Below are 23,740 nucleotides of genomic sequence, written 5' to 3' on the forward strand. Positions count from 1 at the left end.
TTTTTAAAAAATTAAATAAAATTTATTAATTAGTTTTAGCCCCTCGACAAGAATGTTTTGCGCTTCTTCCAATTTACTTATTACCGATGCATCTATTAAATTTTGAGGCAAATGAAAATATGGATGTCTTAATTTATTATACATATTATACAACTTGTTTAAATATTGTAATTGTTCATTATTTAATCTTTCTTTAGTTGAATGATTATATTCATATTCATTTGTTTTTTTATTAAAACTAAAGTGACAAAAATCGTTAGCGCCATTTTTTCTAGTTGTTTTTCTTCCTAATTTGTCACCCAATATAATATGTAAATAATATTCCATAGATCTAAAGAGAGGCATAACCAAATAAGTATAATCCGGTAAATATCCTTTCATCAACGTGCCACAAACAGCCGAAAGCAAAATGTTTTTAATTTTAAAATCATTAGAATTAATAGAAAAATTGGGAAGAAAATTTGAAAATTTAGTTTGCAAGTTTTCTTCTTTGATAGGTAACATATAATAAGATTGCAATACTCCTATTGCTTCTTTTTCCGAAGGCAACATTTCGATAGCTGCAGTAATTATTATTTGAAAAAGCATGCTTTGTTTGCCTTGAACATACGATTTGTTGTTGCTATAACAATTAATGGTGACTTTATCCTTGTCAAGACGAAATATTAGTCTATTCAAATAAGATTTCTTGTTTTCATCAACTATACCTTCTTCAATTAAAATGTTCAATTCGTTTTTTTCTTTTAGTTTTTGAATTATATCAAGCCAATCTTGTTTTTGAAAACTAGTAAAAAGAATTGAACCATCATCATAAGTTTTATATCCTTGGTCTAATAACGCTCTTCTGGCAAGTTGATCGGCTTTCTCATTATAAATAATTCCACTATGAGACTTAACATGTGCAAATTCTATATCTATTGCTTTAGAGTTAATTTCTATGAAATTAACATAGTCTCTAGCAACAAGGGTTTTTGGACTCCATTTTTTGTTAGCCCATTTTTCAATTCCCTCATAATCGTGAAAAATCTTTATTTTTCTTTTTTTAGCTTGAATTGCTCACGAAATTGCTTGTTTAACACCTTCGGTTTCTCCGGCGATATTTTTGGAGTTCATGTATTTGGAAGCAACGAAAGACTTAAACAAATTATTTTCAGAATCATTGTTTATTAGAATTGCACCAAAACTATATTTTTCTTTACCATTCTTCTGCGATGAATAACTACCATCAACAAAAGCAATTACTTCATCGTTTTTTAAGTTTGTTATTTCTTTTTCGATTTGCTCATTTGTATAAGAAATTTCATCAATTTCTTCTAAAGACATCCACTCAATCGCTTCTTTTTCCGAAATAAAAGATTTAAAGTCGGCATTATTATAGCCTTTAGTTTGTTCATTCGCTTCGCTTCAAGTCTGATAAATGCCAGGAACTCTCCCAGCTTTGACTGCATAAAATTTCTTTTTTCCCATATGCCAATCCTAACTTATATTTTTCTTCATTATAACACTTTATTGGAGCAAATTTAAACTCTAGTTTATGATACAAAAAATTGTTTTATAGAGTTTGTATCTTTATCAGAAGATATAAAAAAGGATGATTTAATATTCAAACAATATAAAAAACGTTATTATACTTATACAAAAATTATTCTCTTTATTCAAAAATAAAATGCTATTTTGTAAAATCAACAAAAGAAAATATTTAAGATCTTGTTACTTCACAAATTAAGACAATAAACAACTATTATAAAATTTGTAAAATCAAAGTTTTAAAAATACTGAATATCAAATAATGGAAATTTAGGATATGCTGCAGCGCACTAAATACTCCAGACTATAAAATGAATATTGATTTGGATTTTGAAATCACTCAATTTTAGAATTTTTATCAAAAATAAGATACAAAAACATTAGATTAATGAAAAAACCATAAGCGTTAATGCGCCTAGAATGAATAAAAAAGTCTTCAAACTCTAATAACAGCTTGTGAATTGAATTTAATTTAATAAGTTGCGATTTTTTTAGTATGAAATAGAATTTGTGCTTTTAGCTTGCTAATAATTGGCATAATTGCAAATACTGCGAAACTATAAATTGGCATTGCAATGAGACTTTTAAAAATAATTGGTACCATGATAGTGAAATAGCGTTCGCTATATTTTCAGCTACCATTTCTAAAACGGTTAAAGTATGTAATATAAGCAAATGGACCTCATAATCATCGCATTAAAATTACAATAATTAAAATAGTAATAAGAACAGCAAAAAATGTTTGTGCACGGTATTTCTTGGCAAAATTTTTTGTTTTTAAGAAAATTACTAAAGAAATAAAACCGGCAATTCAAAAAATTCCAAGGCAAATTGAGCTAACTACTCAAATAATCATTGAAGAAACATACTGCTCTTGTTTTTTTACCCTTTTTCACACAATTTTGTCATGATAATTAAAGAAGAATGCGAATAAAAAAATCGTTAAAACTGCTAAAAAAATGAAACCAACGATCCATGTTTTATTTTTCCCGCTAGTCATAAGATTCATCAAAGCGCCGCTTAAAAAAGCAATTAGTACTGGAACAATGGCATACTCCAACATTCAAGTGCTAATACCAAAAATAACTTGATTAAGTGTGTCACACAAAATACATAAAAAAGCACCCCGTCATGGGCCTAAAATTAGTCCAAAAATAATAAATACAGCGTAAGTAATATTGACATTTAACGGCCCAGTGAAGACATATTTTTCAAACATTGAAGCCACTAAATAAATAGCTAATAAAATACCATAGATTGCAATTTCAAAAACTGTAAGACGATATTTTTTATGTTTAAGGTTTAAATATATTGAACGAAAGAATAAAAAGAAATTTGTCACCTCGTTTCAAATTGATAATACATTATAAATAAATAGTAGCAATATTTTAACTAAAATTTTTGATTTATTTGCAACTATTTTTTTTAAATTAACACTTATAGCAAGCAAAAAAAAGGCAAATTATTGCTTGCCTTTTTTTAAATTTATTCGTTTGCTAAATCAATGTCAATTTCTTTAGTAACTTCAATGTATTCTTCTTTAGTTAATTCACGATCCGTAGCATCTTCATCGTAGATTTTTGCAACACCAACAATTTGGTCACTTCTACCTTTTAGATTAATGATTTTTACACCTTTGGCGTTTCGACCGATTACATTAATATCACGTAACGAAATGCGAATAGCAATACCACTTTGCGTCATGATAATAAGATCTTCAACACCGTGAACCGCAGCGGCGTAAACTAGTTTACCAGCCTTATCTTCATTTAGAGTAATTACCCCTTTAGCATTACGTTTAGTTTTACGATACGATTCTACTAGTGAAAGCTTACCATATCCTTTTGCACCAAGGCTAAAGATGTAAGCACCATCTTTTGAAGATGATACACTAACTACCTTGTCATCATCTGAGAGTCTAATACCGCCGACACCACGTGCAACCCGACCCATTTCACGCACATCAGCAACATTGAAACGATTAATTCTTGAATTAGAAGCGGCAATAAAAATCTCTTCATCTTGATCAACGACGCGCACATCAATTAAATGGTCGTCTTCTAATAAAGAAAGTGCGTATTTTCCATTTTTTCGAATTAATTCGTATTCTTTTAGGTTGGTTTTTTTAATTACTCCTCGCTCAGTAACAGTAATTAGCGATTGGCTTTCTTCATAGTCAGTGACGCAAATGATTTTGACAACTTTTTCATTCTTTTGGATGGTTGGAACAATGTTAACAATTGGCGTACCTTTTGATTGTTTAGTTCCCGAAGGAATTTCGTGTCCTCTTACTCGATAGATTTTAGCTTCATCGGTAAAAATTAATAGATCAGCGTGCGTATTAGCAACAACAACATCTTGAATGTCATCATCTTGGTAAGTTTTAACAGTGGATACACCAACGCCGCCTCTTCTTTGTTCACGATACTCTTCTAGATCAATTCGTTTGATGTAGTTATTTGAACTTAGAGTGATAACAATTTCTTTTTGAGGAATCAAATCTTCGTTGTTAATGCTACTCATAACATCTCAACGAATTTCGCTACGACGTTTATCGCCATAAGCTTCTTTAACTTCTTGAAGTTCTTTAATGATTAATTCAATTAATTTTTCATGGCTTGAAAGGATTGCCCGATATTCAGCGATTCTAGCATTAACTTGATCAAGTTCATCGTTCATTTTTTCAATTGCTAGCCCTGTTAGTCTACCTAATCTCATATCAACAATGGCTTTAGCTTGAATTTCACTTAATGAGAAGGTTTGACATAGTTTTGCTTGAGCATCAACATCAGTTTTTGATTTTTTAATAATCTCAATAACGCGATCAATATTTTCAACACAAATCTTTAGTCCTTCTAAAATGTGTGCTCTGGCAAGGTCTTTTTCTAAGTCGAATTGCAGTCTTCTTCTAGTAACATCAATTTGATGATCTAAATATACTTGTAAGCATTCTTTTAGATTTAGTAGTTTTGGTTCACCATTAACCAAAGCAATCATGTTGAATGAAAAGTTAGTTTGTAGTCTAGTTAATTTATAAAGAGTATTTAGAATAACTTCGGGAACAGCATTCTTTTTGACATCAATTACTACTCTAATTCCATCACGGTTAGATTCATCACGGAAATCAGAAATGCCTTCAATACGTTTATTTTTAAGATGATCAGCGATTTTTTCCATAATTTCCGTCTTTTTGACTTCATATGGAATTTCCGTAATAATAATCTTGCTTTTACCATTTGCTAGTTCTTGAATGTTAGCTTTTGCACGCATGGTAATTGAACCACGTCCGGTTTTATAAGCTTCAATTAAACCCGCTTTGTTAAAAATTGTTGCTCCAGTAGGAAAATCGGGAGCTAGAACAAATTCCATTAAACCATCAATAGTGATTTCAGGGTTTTTAGCAAGAGCACAAACAGCATCAATAATTTCACCTAGATTATGTGGAGGAATATTCGTTGCCATTCCGACAGCAATCCCACTAGTTCCTGAAACTAATAAGTTAGGAAATCTTGAAGGCAATACGGTTGGTTCTTTTTCAGTACCATCATAGTTGTCAATAAAATCAACCGTATTTTTCTTAATGCCATCAACCATGACACCCGCAATTTTACTCATTCTCGCTTCGGTATAACGCATGGCAGCAGCTTCATCGCCGTCAATTGATCCAAAGTTACCATGGCCATCAATTAATGGGTAACGCAATGAAAAATCTTGTGCCATTCTAACCATGGCTTCGTAAACTGATGAATCCCCGTGTGGGTGATACTTACCTAAAACATCCCCGACAATTCTGGCCGATTTTTTATGTGGTGCCGTATGAAACATACCAAGTTCACTCATACCATATAAAATTCTTCTATGAACTGGTTTTAGTCCATCACGAGCGTCAGGAAGAGCACGCGAAACAATAACACTCATCGCATACTCGATGAATGAACTTTTCATTACTTTGGCTAAATCAGCTGGTTGAAGACCGTTTTGCTCAGTTTCAAGAAGTTGGCTTTTTACTTGATAACCTTCTTTTTCTTGAGGAATTTCTTCTTCGTCTTCATCTTCTTCTTTAGCTTTTTCTTCTTCAAAAACTTTTTTTATTGTGTCATCAAATTCGTAGTATTTACTATCGTCATCAAAATTTTCATCTGATTTTTTTAGTTTTTCTTCATCTTTTTTATCATCACTCATCGGATATTTTCTCCTTGGTTTTTATAGCCACAAATTATTAAAAATTATACCAAAATGACACCTTTTTTTGGCAATAATTTTTTTATTAAAAATCATCAAAATTAATCAAAAAAGTTAACTCAAATTTCTTATTTACTTTAGTCTATTTTTCCTCAAAAATACTACTAAAAAATAAAAATAAATTATATTCGACATAAAAAGTTATTTTTTTGTTTGTTTTGGCAAAAATATCAATTCAAAGCACACGATGTTCAAAGTGAAGTAAAATTTAATAGTACAACGAGGATTTAAAAATAGGTTATTTCCTCGTTGAAGTTTATATATAGAGATCAAGATAAAAATAGGAGAAAATTTCTAATTAATATGCGGAAAAGAAAATTCGGTTTAGCGATGATTTCGCTACTACCGCTATTAGCAATGCCAGCGTTGGCTATAGCTTGTGGCGATAATACTAATACCGAGGCTTCAAAAGTAACACTAGATGTTAAAGATAAAGCTAAAAAATTAGCAACTGATATCAAAGCTACTGATATTATTGCTGATGGTTACAACAAAGATAAATACGAATTTAAAGTTACTGAACTTAAAGCGCAAGGAAACGAATTAAGCGTAACATATACTCTAACTGATAAAAATAGCAAAGTAACTAGTAATCCAATTACTAAAAAAATTTCAGGATTTTTAAGTAATAAATCGTTAGAAAAAACTGCTGGTGACATTCTTGCTATCAAAAGTCAATATGAACAAGAATTAGAAGAAAAAAATCTAAGCGGAGTAGCAGCTCCTACTAAAGAACAAACCGAGCAAATCATTAGCATCATTGCTAAATATATTGACAAATTAGCTGAACTTGAGAAAAAAGCTAAAGAAGAGAACACTCTAACTCCAGACTCACTTGCTTGAGTACGTGGTCTTAAATACAATTTAGAAATTGAAAAAGGTAATCACGAAAACGGACTTAGATATGTATTTGGTCAATTTGGATGAGGCCCAAGTAGCACTTACCCAGTAGGTGGCTACATAGGTGGATTTAGTAGAATTTGGAGAACACCAAAATTAGCTAAAATTTGATTGCAAACTATGAAAGAAGCAATAGATCTAAAATTGGTTCCTTCAAAAGTTTACATTAAACAAGTAATTCAAGCAACTATTACTGGTAGTTCTAACTTAATGGATAAAGTTAAGGCATTCATGACAGATGGTTCTAAAACTGAAATGAGCTTAGAAGAATTATTCCCATTGAATAGCGAAGACGAAAGCAAATGAAGCGATCAGGATTGAGTTAATAAATTCCTAAGAGAATATGTAACAACATACTACAAAGCATCTTCATACGGAAAAGGTGAAGATATTCAAGATCTTAAGCTTACCAAAAATAACGATGGCAATAAAGAACTTGAAAACACCATTGAATATGTTGAAAATAATGCGGTTAAAAAAGTATATGGCGTTGGATTAACTAAAAAAGATTTAGAACAAACAGAAGCTGGCCTAGGTTTTATGCCAGGAACACCAGGACAAATAACTGGTAAAAACATTTACGACCAATTAAGTAAAATGAATAGTACTTCAAGTTTAACACCAAACGAAGTATATGAAAAAGGTATTACTTCAACAAAATCTGCTTCTGGAAATATGGAAGCTATAGCTAGTGAAGTTGCTAAATTAATTGCTGGTGATAGCGGTGAATGAAAAGCTAAATATAAATATGACGATGATGGTGTTGGCCCTAATGAAGCAAAAGAAGTAGAAAAAACAATCAGAAGGGCAGATGGCACTATCGACCTTGCCGAATTCAATAGATGATTAAATGCCGAAGACTTCTTCTTTGGACGCGAAGATGAATCATATTATTCGGACGCTAAGAAAAAAGAACTTGATGATGATAAATCGTTGGATGACGCTCGGAAAAAATTAGAAAATCTAAACTACGGTTTCTTAAAAAATAGTGACGATAAATACGGAAGCATTACCAACAAACGATTCTGATACGGTGCCTTGGAAGCATTTAAAGGCTACTACCAATTTAAAGAAACTACCCAAAAATACGGCGCAAGTTTCTTTGGTAAAAATGTTCCTGATTACGGTGTAGATACTTATGATTATAACGAAAGAGACGCCCAAGGAGTTGGTGCTTATAGCAGCGAAGCTAAAAACTTCTACTTCAATGCCGATCCTTACTATGGGCTTCCTAAATGATCGGTGACTTCATTTGCTAACCACGAAAGTATGATGGGACACCACAACCAATTAATGTATGCAATACATCATTTAGCTAAAATAGGTGAACACAGTCTAAAAGGGGCCTTTGACTACACTTCATATGTTGAAGGTTGAGCACTATTCATGGAATGATTTGGTATTGAGGCCGGTTTCTATGGCACTCCAGATTACAACAATACTGATTACTATGCAAAACCAACTGACTTTACTACTGCTAAAGGAATTACTAGTTTCTTTAAAGCAAAAACTGCAAGCGATGTTACTGCTGAAGAAATTAAAAAAATCAAAACGTTGCATGGTGGAGTTTATTGATCAAAAGTAGATCCAGAAAATAAAATCACCGACGAAAAAGAACATGCTGCTAAAGCTGTTAAATTAGTTAACATGTTGCAATACTATGGTGCTTTAAATGAAACTCAATTACGTAACATGCGACTAGCTATTGACTCAGCTTATCATAGTTCTGGTGTTGAAACCAAAGACACAGATCTTCCAAAAGGTGCTTCAATTCAACAAGCTCGTGACTACATGAAGAAAAACTCAGCTTTAGGAATTGGTGACATTACCTCTGAATCTAAACGTTACTTTGGTTATGTTGGCCAAGCAATTTCATACAACTCTGGAAAAGAAGTGTTCTTAGACATCTACAAAGCGGTACAAAAGAAACTTGGCTTAACAAGAGAACAATTTATCAATGCCAAAACTACTGCTGAAGGTGAACACGGCGAAATTAAGAAACTATTCGATTGATTCTTAAGAAACAGCGCCCTTCCAATGGAAACATTGCGTGAAGTAATTTACAGTGTTTACGGAATTACAAACTAAATTTTGGTAATAAAATATTAAAAAAGAGAATAATAGACTTAATCTAAAAATTGAGCAAAATAAAAATTATTAGAGAAGGTTTTACTTTCTCTTTTTTATTTCAAACTTCTTCAATTACATAAATTAGGCTAATAAAAATTAGCAACAAAATTGTTAATTGTTTTTCAATGTTTTTAGAGATTTGTTTTTAGATGCGTCAATTATAACATTAGATTATTAAAAAAACATTTAACAAGCAATCAAAAACAAAAAATAGTAAGAAAGAAATATTATCGCAAAAATATAATGCTAAATTGGTATTTTTTAATTTATAGAATTTAGGGAACCGGATTAACGCATTATGTTGTCCGGCTGAAGTTATTATATATAAGGAAAAAGAAATGATAAATAAAAAGAAATTCAGTTTAGCGATCGCTACGCTATTACCATTAATGGCGGCATCTGCGGTTGCAATTTCTTGTGTTTCTGCAATTAACCAAGACGCAAGAAAAGTAACACTAGATGTTGAGGGAAAAGCTGATAAATATGCAAAAGATGTTACTGAAAAAGATTTAAAAGCAGCTAATCTTGACACTACCAAATATGACTTAAATGTAGTGAAAATTACACCAAAAGGTACAAAATTAGTAGTTGAATTTACCATCACTGACAAAAATAGCAAAGCAGTTAGTGAAAAAAGAACCTTTGAAATTTCAGGTTTTAAAAGCGCAGTTGAAAAAGTCGCTAAGCAAATCCTTGACATAAAGGATGAATTTTACGATGAGCTTGCGGAGCAAAAATTGAACAAAGTCTATGTCCCTAGCGAAGAACAATCTAAAAAAATTGCTGAAATTGCAACTAAATATATTAATAAGTTAGAAGCACTAGATGAAAATGATTTAACTCCAGATTCACTAGCATGAGCACGTGCCCTTAAATATGATTGAGAAATTTTAAAGGGCAACCACGAAAAAGGCCTTAGATATGTATTTGCAACATTTCAATGAGGGGCTGGCTCAACATACCCAATGGGAGGATATAGTAGAGGAACTCTTAACGCAGCCACTCAAGGTGAACAAGCTGTTAAGAATTTAATGGAAGCAATCGACTTAAATTTAGTACCTTCAAAAGTTTATATAAAAAATGTTTTAGCTCTTGCTTTGAAAAGCTTTTATATGAATGAAATTAAAGAGTTTATGGGAACAAATAAAGAAGAAATTAAACTTTCTGATCTTATTAAAGTTAGCGATAAACCGCAAAGCGAATGAAGCACTAAGGATTGAAGAAACAAATTTTTCCACGAATATGCAACAACTTACTATAAAGCTTCTAAGTACGGCTTCGGTGAAAATGTGGAAGAATTAAAATTAACAAAGAAAAATGACAAAAATGAAGTAGAAAACACGATTCAATATGTTGAAAAAGACAAAAATGTCTCTGTTTATGGAATTGGTTTAACTGAGAAGGATCTAAAACAAGATAAAGTTGGATTAGGTTTTATGCCAGGTACACCAGGAAAAATAACTGGTAAAGATATTTATGACCAATTAAGTAAAATGAACAGTACTTCTAACTTAACTCCTAATGAAGTTTATAAAAAAGGTATCACTTCAACTCAAAGTTCAATTGACAATATGAAAGCCATTGCCAGCGAAGTTGCTAAATTAATTGCCGGTGAAAGCGGAGAATGAAAAGCAAAATATAGATATGATGAAGACGGCGTTGGGCCAGAAGAAGTAAAAGAAGTTGAATCTGTTATTAGAAAACAAAATGGTGAAATTGATATCGCCGAATTTAACAAATGATTAAATGCCGAGGATTTCTTCTTTGGTCGTGAAGATTCGACATATTATTCAGAAGAAAAAATAAAAGAAATTGATGCTGACAAATCATTAGACAAAGCTCGTGAAAAATTAGAAGGTTTGGGATACTCTTTCTTGCAAAAAGATACTACTAAATATGGAAATATTACTAACAAACAATTCTACTATGGTGCGTTAGAAGCATTTAAGGGTTACTACCAATTTAAAGAAACAACTCAAAAATATGGAGCAAGTTTCTTTGGAAAAGAAGTTCCTGACTATGATGTAGATACTTATGATTATAGCGAGAGAGAAAGAAGCGGTGTTGGAGCATATAATAGCGGAACTAAAAACTTTTACTTCAATGCCGATCCTTACTATGGTCTTCCTAAATGATCAGTGACTTCGTTTGCTAACCACGAAAGTATGATGGGGCACCACAACCAATTAATGTACGCTGAAAATCATATAGCAAAAATTGGTGAACACAGCTTACCAAATGGCACATTTAGATACACTTCATATGTTGAAGGTTGAGCACTATTCATGGAATGATTTGGTATTGAAGCTGGATTCTATGGCACTCCTGATTACAAAAACAATGATTACTATGCTAAACCAACTGACTTTACTACTGCTAAAGGAATTACTAGTTTCTTTAAAGCTAAAAACTCAAACGATGTTACTGCTGAAGAAATTAAAAAAATCAAAGACTTGCATGGTGGAGTTTATTGATCAAAAGTTGATCCAGAAAACAAACTTAGCGAAAAAGAACGTGCTGCTAAAGCTGTTAAATTAGTTAACATGTTGCAATACTATGGGGCTTTAAACGAAACTCAATTACGTAACATGCGGCTAGCTATTGACTCAGCTTACCATAGCGATGGAGTGGAAACTGCAAATCCTGATCTACCAAGAGGTGCATCAATTCACCAAGCTCGTGAATATATGAAGAAAAATTCAGCTTTAGGAATTGGTGATATTACTTCTGATTCTAGACGTTACTTCGGTTATGTTGGACAAGCAATTTCATACAACTCTGGAAAAGAAGTATTCTTAGATATCTACAAAGCTGTACAAAAGAAACTTGGCTTAACAAGAGAACAATTTATCAACGCTAAAACCGATGCTGAAGGCGAACATGGCGAAATTAAGAAACTATTCGATTGATTCTTAAGAAATAGTGCTCTTCCAATGGAAACATTGCGTGAAGTAATCTACAAAGCATACGGAATCACAAAATAATTTTTCTAGAAATTAATTGATACAAAAGGGGGATTTTGCCCCTTTTTTTAAGTGCAAATTTGAACTTCTTAATAATTTGTTTTGTGGAATCGCTTTAATTGACTTAGTGAAAAACTTGCTTTTGTTTGATTATTAATTTATTTGCAGTTTATGTAATAAAATAATTGGTATGAAATTCCATAATGTTTATATTGATTTTGAAGCTATAACTCACCCATTTGCTAGCGTAATAGGTCTTCCTAGTGGTACGCCTTTTGCTTATACAATTGGACTTTTAAACGATAAAAATCGCTTTGAATCAAAGACTTTTATTATGGACTTTACCAAACACAATTCTTTGCCAGCTATTTGACTGATGCTTCGCAAATTTATCATTGCCGATATCCATAGTATTAATCCTAAAATTGATATAAAATCTGTTAATTTTATTGGCCATAATCCAGTTTTAGAACACGATTGTCTAAAGAAACTTTTCCCCGAAAATAAAGTTGTACCTTTAATTGATTATCCAAATATTTCTTTGTCGAAAATAACTGCTAAAACTTTTAACCAAACTTATTGATTTAAAACTAAAAAAGCAATCATTAATACCAAAAAAGAAACTTTAATAAAACGCCTCCCAGAACGAAACGGAGCAATTGCTTCATATGCCGGATATTGACTATATGTTTCTAGTTTAAAAGATCTAAGAGCCAACGATCGTCGCAAGAAATATTTTATTGACCTTGAGAAAAAAACTTTATTAAGAGAACTTCGCGAATATTCAAGAGATGATGTTTTGAAGATGATTTTTGTCACTCAACATGTTGATCAATTAAATATGTGAATCAAAGAATTCAATGCTAAAAACGAACTTCTAAAGCAAATTCGCAATCTCAAATTAGATGATAAATTAACAATTAAAGATGTTAAAGAGAAAATTTGAACTTTATAATAATGGTTCAAATTAACTGAGGAGGACAAATGGAACAAAGTGTTAAGAAAAATCGCTTTTTGCGTTACTTCTCTAGTTCAAAAGCGATGTGAAAATTGTATTTTATTAAGACCTTACCAGTGGTAATTGGTGAGATCATTTTTTGCATCAATGGTTTTTTAGATAATTTCATGGTCAGTCATATTGTTCATGGAATTGACGCACTTACTTATGCTAATACTTGAACTAGCATTATTTATACTATTTTCTTTGCTATTCAAGGAATTGCCGCTATGTTTGTAGGCCAGTATTATGGTAAACAAGAATATGACAAAGTTAAACAAATTATGGCCATTAGAGTCTGATCATATTTAGTTTTTGTCTTGTTTTTTGCTATTCCTGCTTGAATTTCCCCGACATCAATGATTAGTCTTGTTTCAGGACCGATTTCCCCTGAAGCGATTAAAATGGCAAACTCATATTTATTGCTTATTACTTTTTCATGATTAATCACGTCATACAACTTTAATACTAATATGCTTTTAAATGAAACTGGGCATTCAAACTACGCTTTTGTTAGTGCAGTTTTAACCTTAGTAAGTAATGCTGGAGTTAATGCCATTTGCCTATATGTTTTTAAAAAACCCGCATATTTTGCTGCCGTTGGGTCAATCATTAGCGCCGTCGTTTGTTTAATAAGCGATTCACTTTTTACTTATTTCAAAGATCGCAAAATTTTCATTGGGGTTGTTAGTCTTTTTAAAATTAGTCGACCAATTGCTAAACAAATGGCATCAAGAATTCCCGCCGCTATTATTACTTTAATAGCAATGGTTACAATCCCTGCAAGAATGTTCTTTTGAGCAAGAGCATTCCCAGAAAAAAGCATTGGTGAAAGCTGAATGGCTATTAGTGGGGTTTCAATTCTAGGGCTAGTTGAAAGCTTGGCATCAGTAGCCGCCGCTACTACAAGCGCATGTTCAAGTAATGTGTCTTTTTTCGTTGCCAAAGAGCTTGGAAACAATAATTTTGAAGAAGCCGATCGTCATGCTTATGCTCTTAAAGGTTTTCATATTTTAAGCGGCGTTTTACTTTCTATAATTATGATTGCTGCTGTTTATGGCATTATCAATGTTAATGCAACTAGTTTGGGAATTCAAGAGGGCGCAAGGAACTATCTTCAAGATCCTAGTAATTTTGAAGCTATAAAAAATGCTTTTCCAACGCAAATTATTAATCCTAGTGATTTAACAGAAGAATTTATTAGTGCAAGAGTATTAGAAGCAAAGGCTGTTTTTAAAAAAGACTTTACTTTAGCATCATGAGTATTTATTGCTTTTAATCCCATTTGAGCGTGATTCTATACCACCGCTGCCTTACTAAGAGCGGGTGGAAAAACCTACATTAGCTCACTAGCAGTTCTACTGTCGCAAGGAACATCATTTTTATGACTGCTATTTACCACTTTATACCTAGTGCCATATCACCGTGATGTTATTAGTTTGCCACTTAGTTACCTAATTTTCTATTTATACGACTTTGTAAGGCTACTAATGTTTGAACTTTTTCAATGAAAATCTTCATGAAAACAAAATATTACCACTGAAACTGAAGCTAAAGAAAATAGCATAGTTGAAGAAAGCACTATTAAAACGCAATAGCTAAATTCGTCTATAATTATTAAAAATACTTTGAGTACAAGACAAATCTTTAGTTAATTAATTTTGAGGTTATTTATGAAATTTATTATTGACAAAACATATTGAGAATTATTTCCCGATAGTAAATTAGGTGTGCTATTGCTTAAAAATATCGAAAATGGCGAAAGTGATGGCGAAATAAAAGCAATGCTTACTAAGGCTAATCGTGAAGCCGAGAAATATTTGGTCGATGATATTTTAAGCGAAAATCCGGTTATTGCTATTTGGAGAGAAGCTTATAAAAAATTCAAAACCAAAAAAGGAGCAAGAAGTTCTATTGAGGCATTGCTAAAAAGAGTAAATTCTGGCAATTATGTTGTTTCAATTAATAAACTTGTAGATATTTATAACGCCGCTTCTTTAAAATATGCTTTGCCTTGTGGTGCTGAAGATCTTGATAGTTTCGTAGGTGATCTAAAGCTTACTATTACAAGTGGTGGTGATAAGTTCATACCTTTGGGCGCGGAAGTTGAAGATAATACTTTGCCAAATGAACTTTGTTATCTTGACGACGAGGGCGCTGTTTGTCGTTGCTTTAATTGACGCGACGGTCTTAGAACTATGGTAAAGAACGAAACTAAAAACGCATTTTTAGTAATGGAACTATTAGATGAACGTGTTGAAGAATTGAACCTAGCATTGGATTTTATCGCTGAGAATGCCAAAAAACATTTAAGGGCAAATGTTGAGAAATTTGTTTTGGATATTAATAAACCTGAAATTACCTTAAAATAAATAAAATTTAAAAAATGAATGTGTATATTTAGTTGGTTTTAGCTGTCTAAAATACATATTTTTTTGTACTCAGTGGCATAGCAATGCAATGCTTTTGTGTTGCACTTGTTTTGACTTTTAACCATAACTTATTAAAATTAAAAAGATCCTCCGTCAAGAAGATCTTCTATGGTCAAACTTAATTGAACTGGTACGCCCTAGAGGACTCGAACCTCTGACCCAATGGTTAAAAGCCATTTGCTCTACCGCCTGAGCTAAGGGCGCATTCTGGTACCCAGAACTGGACTTGAACCAGCACGGTCATTACAACCAACGGATTTTAAGTCCGTAGCGTCTACCATTCCGCCACCTGGGCAATTGCCTTTTTAGACAAATGCCTAATTATTATAATACAAAGAAGAAAAAGTGTAAATAATTATTCATTTTTTTAACTAAAAAATAAAAGAGCGACATTAATTGCTCTTTACTAAAGATGAATTTAATAATTTAAATTGGTAGTTATTAAAAGAAAGAAAGAAGAAATCATTGAAACTATTGTGATTCTTAATTTTTTTAATCATAAGCATTTCATAAGTAAACATGGAAATACTTATAGTAAAAATAATGCTAATAAAGTTAGTGAATAGTCTTGCTAAGGCACGCAATGTTCCTTGTTGATCGTAGTTGTAAATGGATACAAAAATAATTAAAATAATATTTACCAGAAAGGGGATTACTAAATCAAAAGATATGGCTCTATTAGTTGCAATTTTTTTGATTTTTTCAATATCAACATCAATGAAACTGTGTTTGGCAAAATCGGCGTTAACTTCATTAATCAAATTTTTAAACTCAAGTGAATTAGGAGTGTAATTAAAGATTGAAGCTAATAAGTTAATGAATTCAATTTTGGTTAAGGCTTTATCACTATTATAAAATTCAACAATACGGCTATCTTTAACAATAACTAGCTTTGATTTATTATTGAGTGATTTTAAATAGCAGTAGTACACAAAAAAGTCGTTTATTGATGATTTTTTAAATACATTAAGCAAGATAAAAGAAATTACTATTAAAATCAATCCCGAAAGAATACCAATTAGGGAATTGATGATAATTTCATTAGTAAACATCCCTACTGAACTATTAAATTTACTACGAAAAGTGGCGCCTAAAAAAGAAAGCACTACTAGCAAAAGAACAGTTGCGACAATCAAAATTATTCAAAATCAAAGTGATCTAATTGATGCTTTTTTAAGAATAGCTAATTCTTTTTTACGGTTCTTCATATTCTTCCTTTCGTATCACATAATTTTACTTTATTTTTAGCTTTAAAAAAAGAAAGTCCACCAATAAAGGTGGAATTATCACGAAAGAGTCATTTTCACATGATATGGTGCTCCAGACTGGACTTGAACCAGCACGATTCGCATCGGTTGATTTTGAGTCAACTGCGTCTACCATTCCGCCACTAGAGCATTTGCAATGTATATTATAAAACAAAACAGCATATTTGCTTATAATGTTATACATGAATTTATCAGATATTTTTAAAGCACAAGTTGAACTAGACGAAAGAATTCAAGAATCAGCAAACCAAGGCGAATTTAAAGATTGAGAGCTTAAGGCTGTTATTGCTTTGTTAGTTGAATTAGGCGAATTTGCCAATGAAGTTAAACTATTTAAATATTGAAAAAAACATAAAGAAATGGACCGTGAAAAAGTCTTAGAAGAATTTGCTGACGGCATTCATTTTTTAACTAGTTTTTCATTGAAATATAAAGTTAAATCAACTATCAAAGTAACCATTAAATATCAAGACTTTTGTCAACAACTAGCTTACACTTATCGTCTATTCACTTCACTTTTTCATAAAAAATCAAAAAAACTATTTACAAAAGCATATAGTGCTTATTTAGGACTAGGTTCATTAGTTAATATTAGCGTTAATGACATTATTAATTCTTATTTTAAAAAAAATAGAATTAATCACCGTCGAATTGATGAAAACTATTAAAATAGGCTATTTTGATTAGTTTTTTGAATATATAAAAACTTTAAAAAATTAAGTTAAAATTATTGGAAATATTATTCTTGTTTTTTCTTATTAATAATTATTCGGAGGATAGTAGTGAGCAAAATTAATTTTTTTGCCCTAGGGGGCTTGGATGAAAAAGGCAAAAACTCATACGTATTAGATATTGATCGCAAGCTTTTCATCATTAACGCAGGAACGAAAGTGCCAATTAACTCACATAATGGCATTGACACTCTAATTTGTAACTATGACTATTTAGAAAAACGACAAAAAGACATTGTCGGACTTTTTTTGACTGATGTACAAAATAAATCATTTTCAGCTATACCTTGGCTACTAATGAAGATTAAAGGTTTGAAAATTTATACTTCGGCTTTTAATAAAATTGTGACAATTGATCGAATTTCAAAATACAAGATTGAACATAATGATTACGAAATTAAAGCCATTAATAAAGAAACTCACTTTGGCAATGTTTCAGTGACTCCTATTGACATTGCTGGTAGTTTACCTGGTCAAGTTGCTTTTAATTTTCACACTAACGATGGCAACATTTTATTTTTAACCAATTTTGTTGATGGCAATTTAGGTCCTTATGGACAAACTGACATTGCTAGAATTAAACAAAGCTTTAAAAATAAGCCACTAAAAATTCTAATCATGGACTCTGGTAAAAGCAACTATCCTGGTAGAAGCATTGATAAGCTTTGAGTGTCAAAAAAAATTGAATATAAGTTTAAAGAAGCGTCCGCTGCTAAAAAGAGAGTAATTGTCGGGCTTTATGACGAAGACATGATTACCGCTCACGAGATTTTAGTTCTTGCCAAAAGATATAACATGCCCGTTATTACTTACGGTAGAACATATTCACAATTAATTTCTTTAGTCAAAAAAGTAGACAATAAATTACAATGACCAGAGTTTATTGACTATCGCGCTGCTAATGATATTGAAAGCGCCGTTATTTTAGTTACCGGCGCAATTGAAAGATTGTATTTAAGGTTCGTAAGAATTGCTACTGATCATGATATCTATCTAAAAATTAGAAAAGATGATGCCGTTATTGTTATCGCGCCTCCAATTAACGGTCTTGAAGTAAATTACGCACACACCTTAGACGAAATTGCTAGAAACACTTCAAACCTAATTGAACTTGATTCTGATCAATACTATTCATGCAACCCTGCCAAAGAAGACATCAAAAATTTCATCAAAGCACTTAGCCCCAAATACTTTATCCCTATTCAAGGGCTTTATCGTTATTTAGTAGTGGCTACTCAAGATGCAAGATCAGTTGGTATGAATGTTGGTAATTGTATTGTCTTACAAAATGGCCGTGTCGCTGAGTTTCAAGACTGAAACTTAACTGGCCAAAAACATACAATTAGAAATGTTGGAGATGTAATCATTGACGGTTTTGGTGTTGGTGACATTTCTCATGAGGTTATAAAGGAAAGAGAAAATTTGGCGAGAGACGGCATTATTGCTCTTAGCTGTTTAATTGATTACAAAAAAAGAACGCCAATTAATACTCCGCAAATTACTTCTTATGGAGTCATTACTAAAGATAATAAAGATGTAGTTTATAATATTATTCAAGAACTATTTGAAAAAGAATTCGCTAATAAACGCTCGCCAAAAGAAATTGACTTGCGTGACATTCAAGATAAGCTGCGTCGTGGTATCCGCAAAAAAATCTACAAAGCAATCGAAAAAGAACCAATGGTCATTATCACCTTATACGAGATATAATTTATAGAATATGACAGAGCAAGGCAAGAGAGAAGAAAAATCAAAAAAACTAAAAGTTTCTAAAGAAAAACAATACTTTGTTTTGAAAGATGAAACTTTTATTTGAACTTCGCTAGCTTTACTAGTGTCATTTTTTATTATTATTTCTTTTCTACAAGTCAGAGGCTTAACAACAATTCACTCATATACTATTAATGTCATTTTTGGTATGTTTTCAATTTTATTTTATGTGTGAATTTTGCTATTAATTTTACAAAGGCTTTTTTCGCTAAAAAAAGTTTATTCATTGCATTTCTTTCACTTTAGTTTGTGAAGACTTGCCCTCTTTTTTGTTGCGATTGCCATTTTTGGAAGCTTAATTTTTAATGTTTACTACGGTTATAAAGGTTTTGCTTCAGCGCAAGTATTTCCAAAGATTTTTGATGGTTGATTTACTCAATTTAAAAGGGGTAGCAATCCTTGACTACCATATAAATGAACAGCGGGTATTTTTGGAACATTTATCTATGCTCTAACTTCTATTTTTGGCGGAACTTTTGGCATGGTATTTGCTTATATTTTTGCCATTGTTTTTTTCGCTTTGGCTTGCTCAACCTTTTTTATTAGTGATATGAAATTTCAATTAATTAGCCTAAATAAAAAACATCGTGAAGTAGCAAAAGCAAAAATGCTGGCGAAAAAAACAACTAATATTAAAGTCAAAATTAAAGTTGCTGAAAACTCAAAGAACAATGAAAACGACAATAATTTCGCAATTAGCATGCCACATGAACTTCATAGTAACGAATCAAGCAAATTAGCTAGCTTTTTACAAGAAAATGCAAGCGATTTAAAAGATTCATCTACCAATCTTGAGCAAGATCAATTAATTACTAATCAAGTTGTTCAAGAAAACAGTACCAATAGCGATAGTGGCATTCAAATTACTAACGAAAAATTCCATTCGGAAGAGCTTGTGTTGAACAATAGTAATAATGCTATTACAAACAACTTGGATGACGATCCTTTTGACTACACCGAGGAAACTGATATTCTAGCAATTTCATCTAATTCTCAACAAAAGCTTATTAAACAAATTCAATTTGAACAAGCCAAAGAAAGTGATGAGAACCTCCAAAAAACTGTCGAGAGTTATATTTCAAAATTTATTGACCCTACAGAATTAAACAAATATCAAAGTGAAATTGACAATGTTGCTAATTTAGAAGAACAAGCCAAGGAACTTGAGAAAACTAAAACCTTTGAAATTACTATTGATTTTGAAGAAAAAAAATCTAACGACATTGCTAAGAAAAACGTTGGTGAAAACGAAGAAAATAACAAAAAAACCAAGCGTTACAGCTTGATTGAAGACGAAGAATCGTTTTTCTAATAAAACTCTTTATACATGATGAAAATCAAAATTTTATAGCATTAATTTAATTGTTCTTTGATTGCAAGGGCAATTTCTTTTTTTACAATCTTTTCAAGCTCTTCTAAGCTAGCATTGCGAATCTTTGTGTAACTGCCAAAATGTTCAATTAGTTTTGTTAATGTATGAGGGCCTAGCCCTTTGATTTTAAGTAGTTTCGAATTTAGCATATTTTTAGTGTTTTTACGATGGTAAGCTCATTTAGCAAACCGATCTACTTCTTGCTGCATGCGGCTCAAATAATGAAAAACATCTAAATCGTTAACTACAATTTCTTTGCCTTCTTCATTGATGAGAGTTCTTGTTTCATGCTTATCGTTTTTTACTAAACCAAAAATGGGAATATTTAAATTTAAAGCATTTTGCGATTTGCGGATTGCTTTAATTTGAGCAATATCACCGTCAGCCAAAATTACATCAACGCCCTCGCTTCATTCTTTTAGATAATTAAGCGAAGTTTGCCGCATATACTCAACGTCAGCGTGACGAAAATTATCAATGAATAAATTAAAATAACGATATAGGTTTTTATTGGCTTCGCCATTTTCAAAACAAACACCGACGCCAATCGCCACGTCAGTTCCTTTAGAAAAGGAATTATCAAACAAAATAATTCTTCGGCAAGTCTTTTCTAAATAGTCACCTAGTTTGAGATGAGTCTTATATGCTTTATTTTTTTGTGATAAAAAATTCTCTAATTTTCTTTGCTGATCATTTTGGGCATTTTTATTAGCAAGATCAATCAACGATAAATACATTTTGGTTTTAGCAAATACCATTATTTCTTTAACATCAAAATTAAAACTCGCAAATTTGTCATCTAAAACCACCTCATCGGGCAAAGGATTCTTTGAATAAAACTCATTTAAAAATTCATTAATAAAATTCTCTTTTGAGGTTTTGATATCTAAAGCGAATTCTTGTTGATTAATTAAAGTACCAGAGCGATAGAAATTAACAAAAATTAACATAATTTCTTGTGATTCATAAAAACCAAAAACATCTATTGACTTCTGACTTTTAATAAAAGTTTGTTGTTCTTGTTTGTTGTAATCTAATAAATCCAAAATCGAACTATAAAAAGAAGAAACTTCAAATTGAAATACTTCATTAGTTTCTTTAATTTTTTGTTTTAAATTGTTACGAAATTCAGGCCCGAATTTCATGATTTTTTTGGCTTCTTCAAATTTTGTTTTCCAATACTCTTGCGATGCATTCTTAATCAAAAGACCATCTTTAGCTAGAAGCAGGTGATTTAAATAACGAATTAGGGGTTTGAAGTTTTTATTGCTTGGTAGTGGGCCATAATAAATGCTATTTTTTTCTTTTTTATAATGATTTTGAATATCAATTTTAAAGCCGTTATTTTCTAATTTGACTCTAATATATGGAAAAGAGCTCCTAATTGGAAAAAGAACATTATAAAATGGGCGATATTGATCAATTAACTTTCTTTCTAAAATAAAAGCTTCACGGTCACTTGTTACTATGAACGTGCTAAAAGAACCAATTTTTTCAAGCATTTTAGGAGTTTTATAAGAATTGAGCATATTTTTATCAAAGTATTGGCTCATTCTTACTTGCAAGTTTTTTGCTTTACCAACATAAATTACATTGCCATCTTTATCTTTTCATAAATAAACCCCTGGCAAAGCAGGGACATTTTTAATTTCGCTTTTATCAATCATTAAATTTTCTTTTGGCTATGAAAATCGATGAAGGCATTTAACATTAAATTGAAACGGTCTCATGGATCAAGCTCAAATTCCTTTGTCAAAACTTCTAAACAATTTTCATAAAGCCCTACTTGGGTATCATCAATAGTTTTACTTATAGTGTGTGATAAAAAGTAATCAGGAGTTTTTTTATCAAAGAAGGTTAAATTTAATTCCGCTACGATTGGTTCAAGATTAACGCTCATTTTACTATCTTTATATAGCTGAGCAAATTGAATAGCATTTAGATCAATTTTAGTAGCAAAAATTGTTATTGACAAGTAATGTTCTTTATTAAATTCAACTGCAGTAATGATTGTTGGTATTTTAATTCCCGCAGTACTAACATTACCCTCTTTATCATTAAGCATTGCACTAAAAGTTGCGTAAGGAAACCTTTGTTCATCAAAATATTTATATTCATCTTTGCTGCATTTAAAAAGAAAGGCAAAGTCAAACAATGGGAAATTTTCGACCATTTTTTCATATCTTGCAAAAGCATTGATGTTATCTTGATTAGCACTTGGGTTTTGTAAATCTTGCATATCCTCAGGAAGAGCATAGTACTTACCAAACTCAAGCTTAGTATAAATAAAAACATTTTCAAGAATTTCATTAGTCTTTACTAATAAAACATTGGCACGGAAACGGCCATATTGTGGAAAAAGTTTTCACCTGTCCAACATAAATAATTCGTCTCTAGTAACTTCAAAAACCGTTCCTTTGATTGAACTTGCTCGATCTTTTTTTACTAGAAGCATTTGTGAATCATCAACGCATTTAATAAAACCATTTAAGACTGCTTCGTGTTTTACTAAATCTTTTTTAAAAAGTTGTTCATAGAAAATTGGCAATTGTTCTTCGCCATAGCTGAACACATAAATTTTTTCATTTGTCATGTTATTATAATTCCTTACAAGGTTATTTAAATTATATACTAGGTTCTTTTGTTATAATTAAATAGCCATTAGAATGATAACCTTGTAACCTGGTCAGGATAGAGATATAGCAGCCAAATCGAGAAGTGTCATGTCTGGTGGTTTTTTAAGTAAGGGGAGTTAAAATGATTTGTTCAAGAGTACTAATGCCAGTTAATAATACTAATGACTATGATCTATTAATTTTATTGAGAACTATTGAATTTACAATCTATTGTAAAACTAGCGACTTTTATCACGAAGGTGAAATACTTGGCAAAGAAATTGCAAGCGATTTAAGTGAATATGACAAAAACACTTTAGCAAATAAATATTTCGTGCCAAATGAATTTTATTTAACTCCTAACGCTTGCTTTGACAAATACAATTCAAACAATCTCAAATGAAATTATAACGATGATGAAACTAACTACTACTCTAGCAAAATCATTTTAAACTTACTTAAAAAACTACACACCAATTTAGCTAAAGAAGACCTTAACTTTAGCTTTATTCTTTTCCAAGATGAAGGTGAATTCGCCAAACCTTTTTATATCTATTGTCATAATGATTTAGCAAAAACTGAATATGATAGATTAAAAGACCTTCACGCCGATGATCGCTTTTTACTTTTTAACGCGACTAATGTAATAGAAAAAGAGTTGCCAAAAGCAAATAAAATGTTTTTAACTAAAAGCAGCTATTCTGATTATTTGGAAAATAAGCTAAATGCTAATGTACAACACGCAATTGATATAGTCGAACATAAACTTAAAAATTAGTTAGAAAACTCTTGA

Annotated in this window: 15 protein-coding genes, 3 tRNA genes and 1 other RNA gene; 10 read left to right on the forward strand and 9 right to left on the reverse strand. The window is 31.3% G+C overall.

The window, feature by feature from the left end; all coding sequences use genetic code 4:
• Positions 1 to 3: 3 nt before the first annotated feature.
• The 3 genes from EXC42_RS02390 to gyrA form a co-directional block, all read right to left on the reverse strand.
• Positions 4 to 1,467, reverse strand: coding sequence for a type II toxin-antitoxin system RnlA family toxin (locus tag EXC42_RS02390; protein ID WP_012498387.1), 1,464 nt, complete (start codon positions 1,465 to 1,467; stop codon positions 4 to 6).
• A 532-nt stretch (positions 1,468 to 1,999) separates the two neighbouring features.
• On the reverse strand, positions 2,000 to 2,869 hold the full coding sequence (locus EXC42_RS06325; RefSeq protein ID WP_232032088.1) for an ECF transporter S component: 870 nt from the start codon (positions 2,867 to 2,869) through the stop codon (positions 2,000 to 2,002).
• A gap of 143 nt (positions 2,870 to 3,012) precedes the next feature.
• The gene (gyrA, locus tag EXC42_RS02400; RefSeq protein ID WP_012498389.1) at positions 3,013 to 5,709 is read right to left on the reverse strand and encodes a DNA gyrase subunit A; all 2,697 of its coding nucleotides are present in this window, start codon (positions 5,707 to 5,709) and stop codon (positions 3,013 to 3,015) included.
• 363 nt (positions 5,710 to 6,072) lie between these two features.
• Here gyrA and EXC42_RS06330 point away from each other — a divergent pair, with 363 nt between their 5' ends.
• From EXC42_RS06330 to EXC42_RS06350, 5 genes are all read left to right on the forward strand, one after another.
• The gene (locus EXC42_RS06330; RefSeq protein WP_012498390.1) at positions 6,073 to 8,757 is read left to right on the forward strand and encodes a DUF885 family protein; all 2,685 of its coding nucleotides are present in this window, start codon (positions 6,073 to 6,075) and stop codon (positions 8,755 to 8,757) included.
• A 380-nt stretch (positions 8,758 to 9,137) separates the two neighbouring features.
• The gene (locus tag EXC42_RS06335) at positions 9,138 to 11,783 is read left to right on the forward strand and encodes a DUF885 family protein (protein WP_012498391.1); all 2,646 of its coding nucleotides are present in this window, start codon (positions 9,138 to 9,140) and stop codon (positions 11,781 to 11,783) included.
• A gap of 169 nt (positions 11,784 to 11,952) precedes the next feature.
• Positions 11,953 to 12,717 (forward strand): hypothetical protein, encoded by a 765-nt coding sequence (locus tag EXC42_RS06340; RefSeq protein ID WP_012498393.1) that lies wholly within the window; start codon positions 11,953 to 11,955, stop codon positions 12,715 to 12,717.
• A 29-nt stretch (positions 12,718 to 12,746) separates the two neighbouring features.
• Complete coding sequence (locus tag EXC42_RS06345; RefSeq protein WP_012498394.1) at positions 12,747 to 14,357, forward strand: MATE family efflux transporter; 1,611 nt, start codon at positions 12,747 to 12,749, stop codon at positions 14,355 to 14,357.
• A 75-nt stretch (positions 14,358 to 14,432) separates the two neighbouring features.
• Positions 14,433 to 15,131, forward strand: coding sequence for a B3/B4 domain-containing protein (locus EXC42_RS06350; protein ID WP_012498395.1), 699 nt, complete (start codon positions 14,433 to 14,435; stop codon positions 15,129 to 15,131).
• 188 nt (positions 15,132 to 15,319) lie between these two features.
• Here the strand turns inward: EXC42_RS06350 and EXC42_RS02430 are convergent.
• The 4 genes from EXC42_RS02430 to EXC42_RS02445 form a co-directional block, all read right to left on the reverse strand.
• A tRNA-Lys gene (locus EXC42_RS02430) sits at positions 15,320 to 15,395 on the reverse strand.
• A gap of 4 nt (positions 15,396 to 15,399) precedes the next feature.
• Positions 15,400 to 15,486: transfer RNA gene (locus tag EXC42_RS02435), tRNA-Leu, on the reverse strand.
• A 97-nt stretch (positions 15,487 to 15,583) separates the two neighbouring features.
• Complete coding sequence (locus tag EXC42_RS02440; protein WP_012498396.1) at positions 15,584 to 16,399, reverse strand: hypothetical protein; 816 nt, start codon at positions 16,397 to 16,399, stop codon at positions 15,584 to 15,586.
• Positions 16,400 to 16,504: 105 nt separating this feature from the next.
• Positions 16,505 to 16,588, reverse strand: a tRNA-Leu gene (locus EXC42_RS02445).
• 44 nt (positions 16,589 to 16,632) lie between these two features.
• Here EXC42_RS02445 and EXC42_RS06355 point away from each other — a divergent pair.
• The 3 genes from EXC42_RS06355 (at position 16,633) to EXC42_RS06365 (ending at position 20,272) form a co-directional block, all read left to right on the forward strand.
• Positions 16,633 to 17,127, forward strand: coding sequence for a dUTP diphosphatase (locus EXC42_RS06355; RefSeq protein WP_232032090.1), 495 nt, complete (start codon positions 16,633 to 16,635; stop codon positions 17,125 to 17,127).
• 114 nt (positions 17,128 to 17,241) lie between these two features.
• On the forward strand, positions 17,242 to 18,900 hold the full coding sequence (locus EXC42_RS06360) for a ribonuclease J (RefSeq protein ID WP_129648936.1): 1,659 nt from the start codon (positions 17,242 to 17,244) through the stop codon (positions 18,898 to 18,900).
• Between the two features lie 10 nt (positions 18,901 to 18,910).
• On the forward strand, positions 18,911 to 20,272 hold the full coding sequence (locus tag EXC42_RS06365) for a hypothetical protein (RefSeq protein WP_012498399.1): 1,362 nt from the start codon (positions 18,911 to 18,913) through the stop codon (positions 20,270 to 20,272).
• A 41-nt stretch (positions 20,273 to 20,313) separates the two neighbouring features.
• On the opposite strand, the gene EXC42_RS02465 is transcribed toward EXC42_RS06365, so the two are convergent.
• Entirely contained in the window at positions 20,314 to 21,999 is a 1,686-nt protein-coding gene (locus EXC42_RS02465) for a GIY-YIG nuclease family protein (protein ID WP_012498400.1), read from the reverse strand.
• Complete coding sequence (locus EXC42_RS06370) at positions 21,999 to 22,925, reverse strand: hypothetical protein (RefSeq protein ID WP_012498401.1); 927 nt, start codon at positions 22,923 to 22,925, stop codon at positions 21,999 to 22,001. The genes EXC42_RS02465 and EXC42_RS06370 overlap by 1 nt, the downstream gene beginning before the upstream one ends.
• Positions 22,926 to 22,987: 62 nt before the next feature.
• Between EXC42_RS06370 and ffs the strand changes: the two genes are divergently transcribed.
• An RNA gene (ffs, locus tag EXC42_RS02475) (signal recognition particle sRNA small type) lies at positions 22,988 to 23,072 on the forward strand.
• Between the two features lie 17 nt (positions 23,073 to 23,089).
• A complete protein-coding gene (locus EXC42_RS06375; protein ID WP_012498402.1) occupies positions 23,090 to 23,725 on the forward strand; it encodes a hypothetical protein in 636 nt (211 codons plus the stop codon).
• The last annotated feature ends 15 nt before the right edge of the window (positions 23,726 to 23,740 follow it).

Source organism: Metamycoplasma arthritidis (genome assembly GCF_900660715.1).
GTDB classification, from domain to species: Bacteria; Bacillota_I; Bacilli_A; order Mycoplasmatales; family Metamycoplasmataceae; genus Metamycoplasma; species Metamycoplasma arthritidis.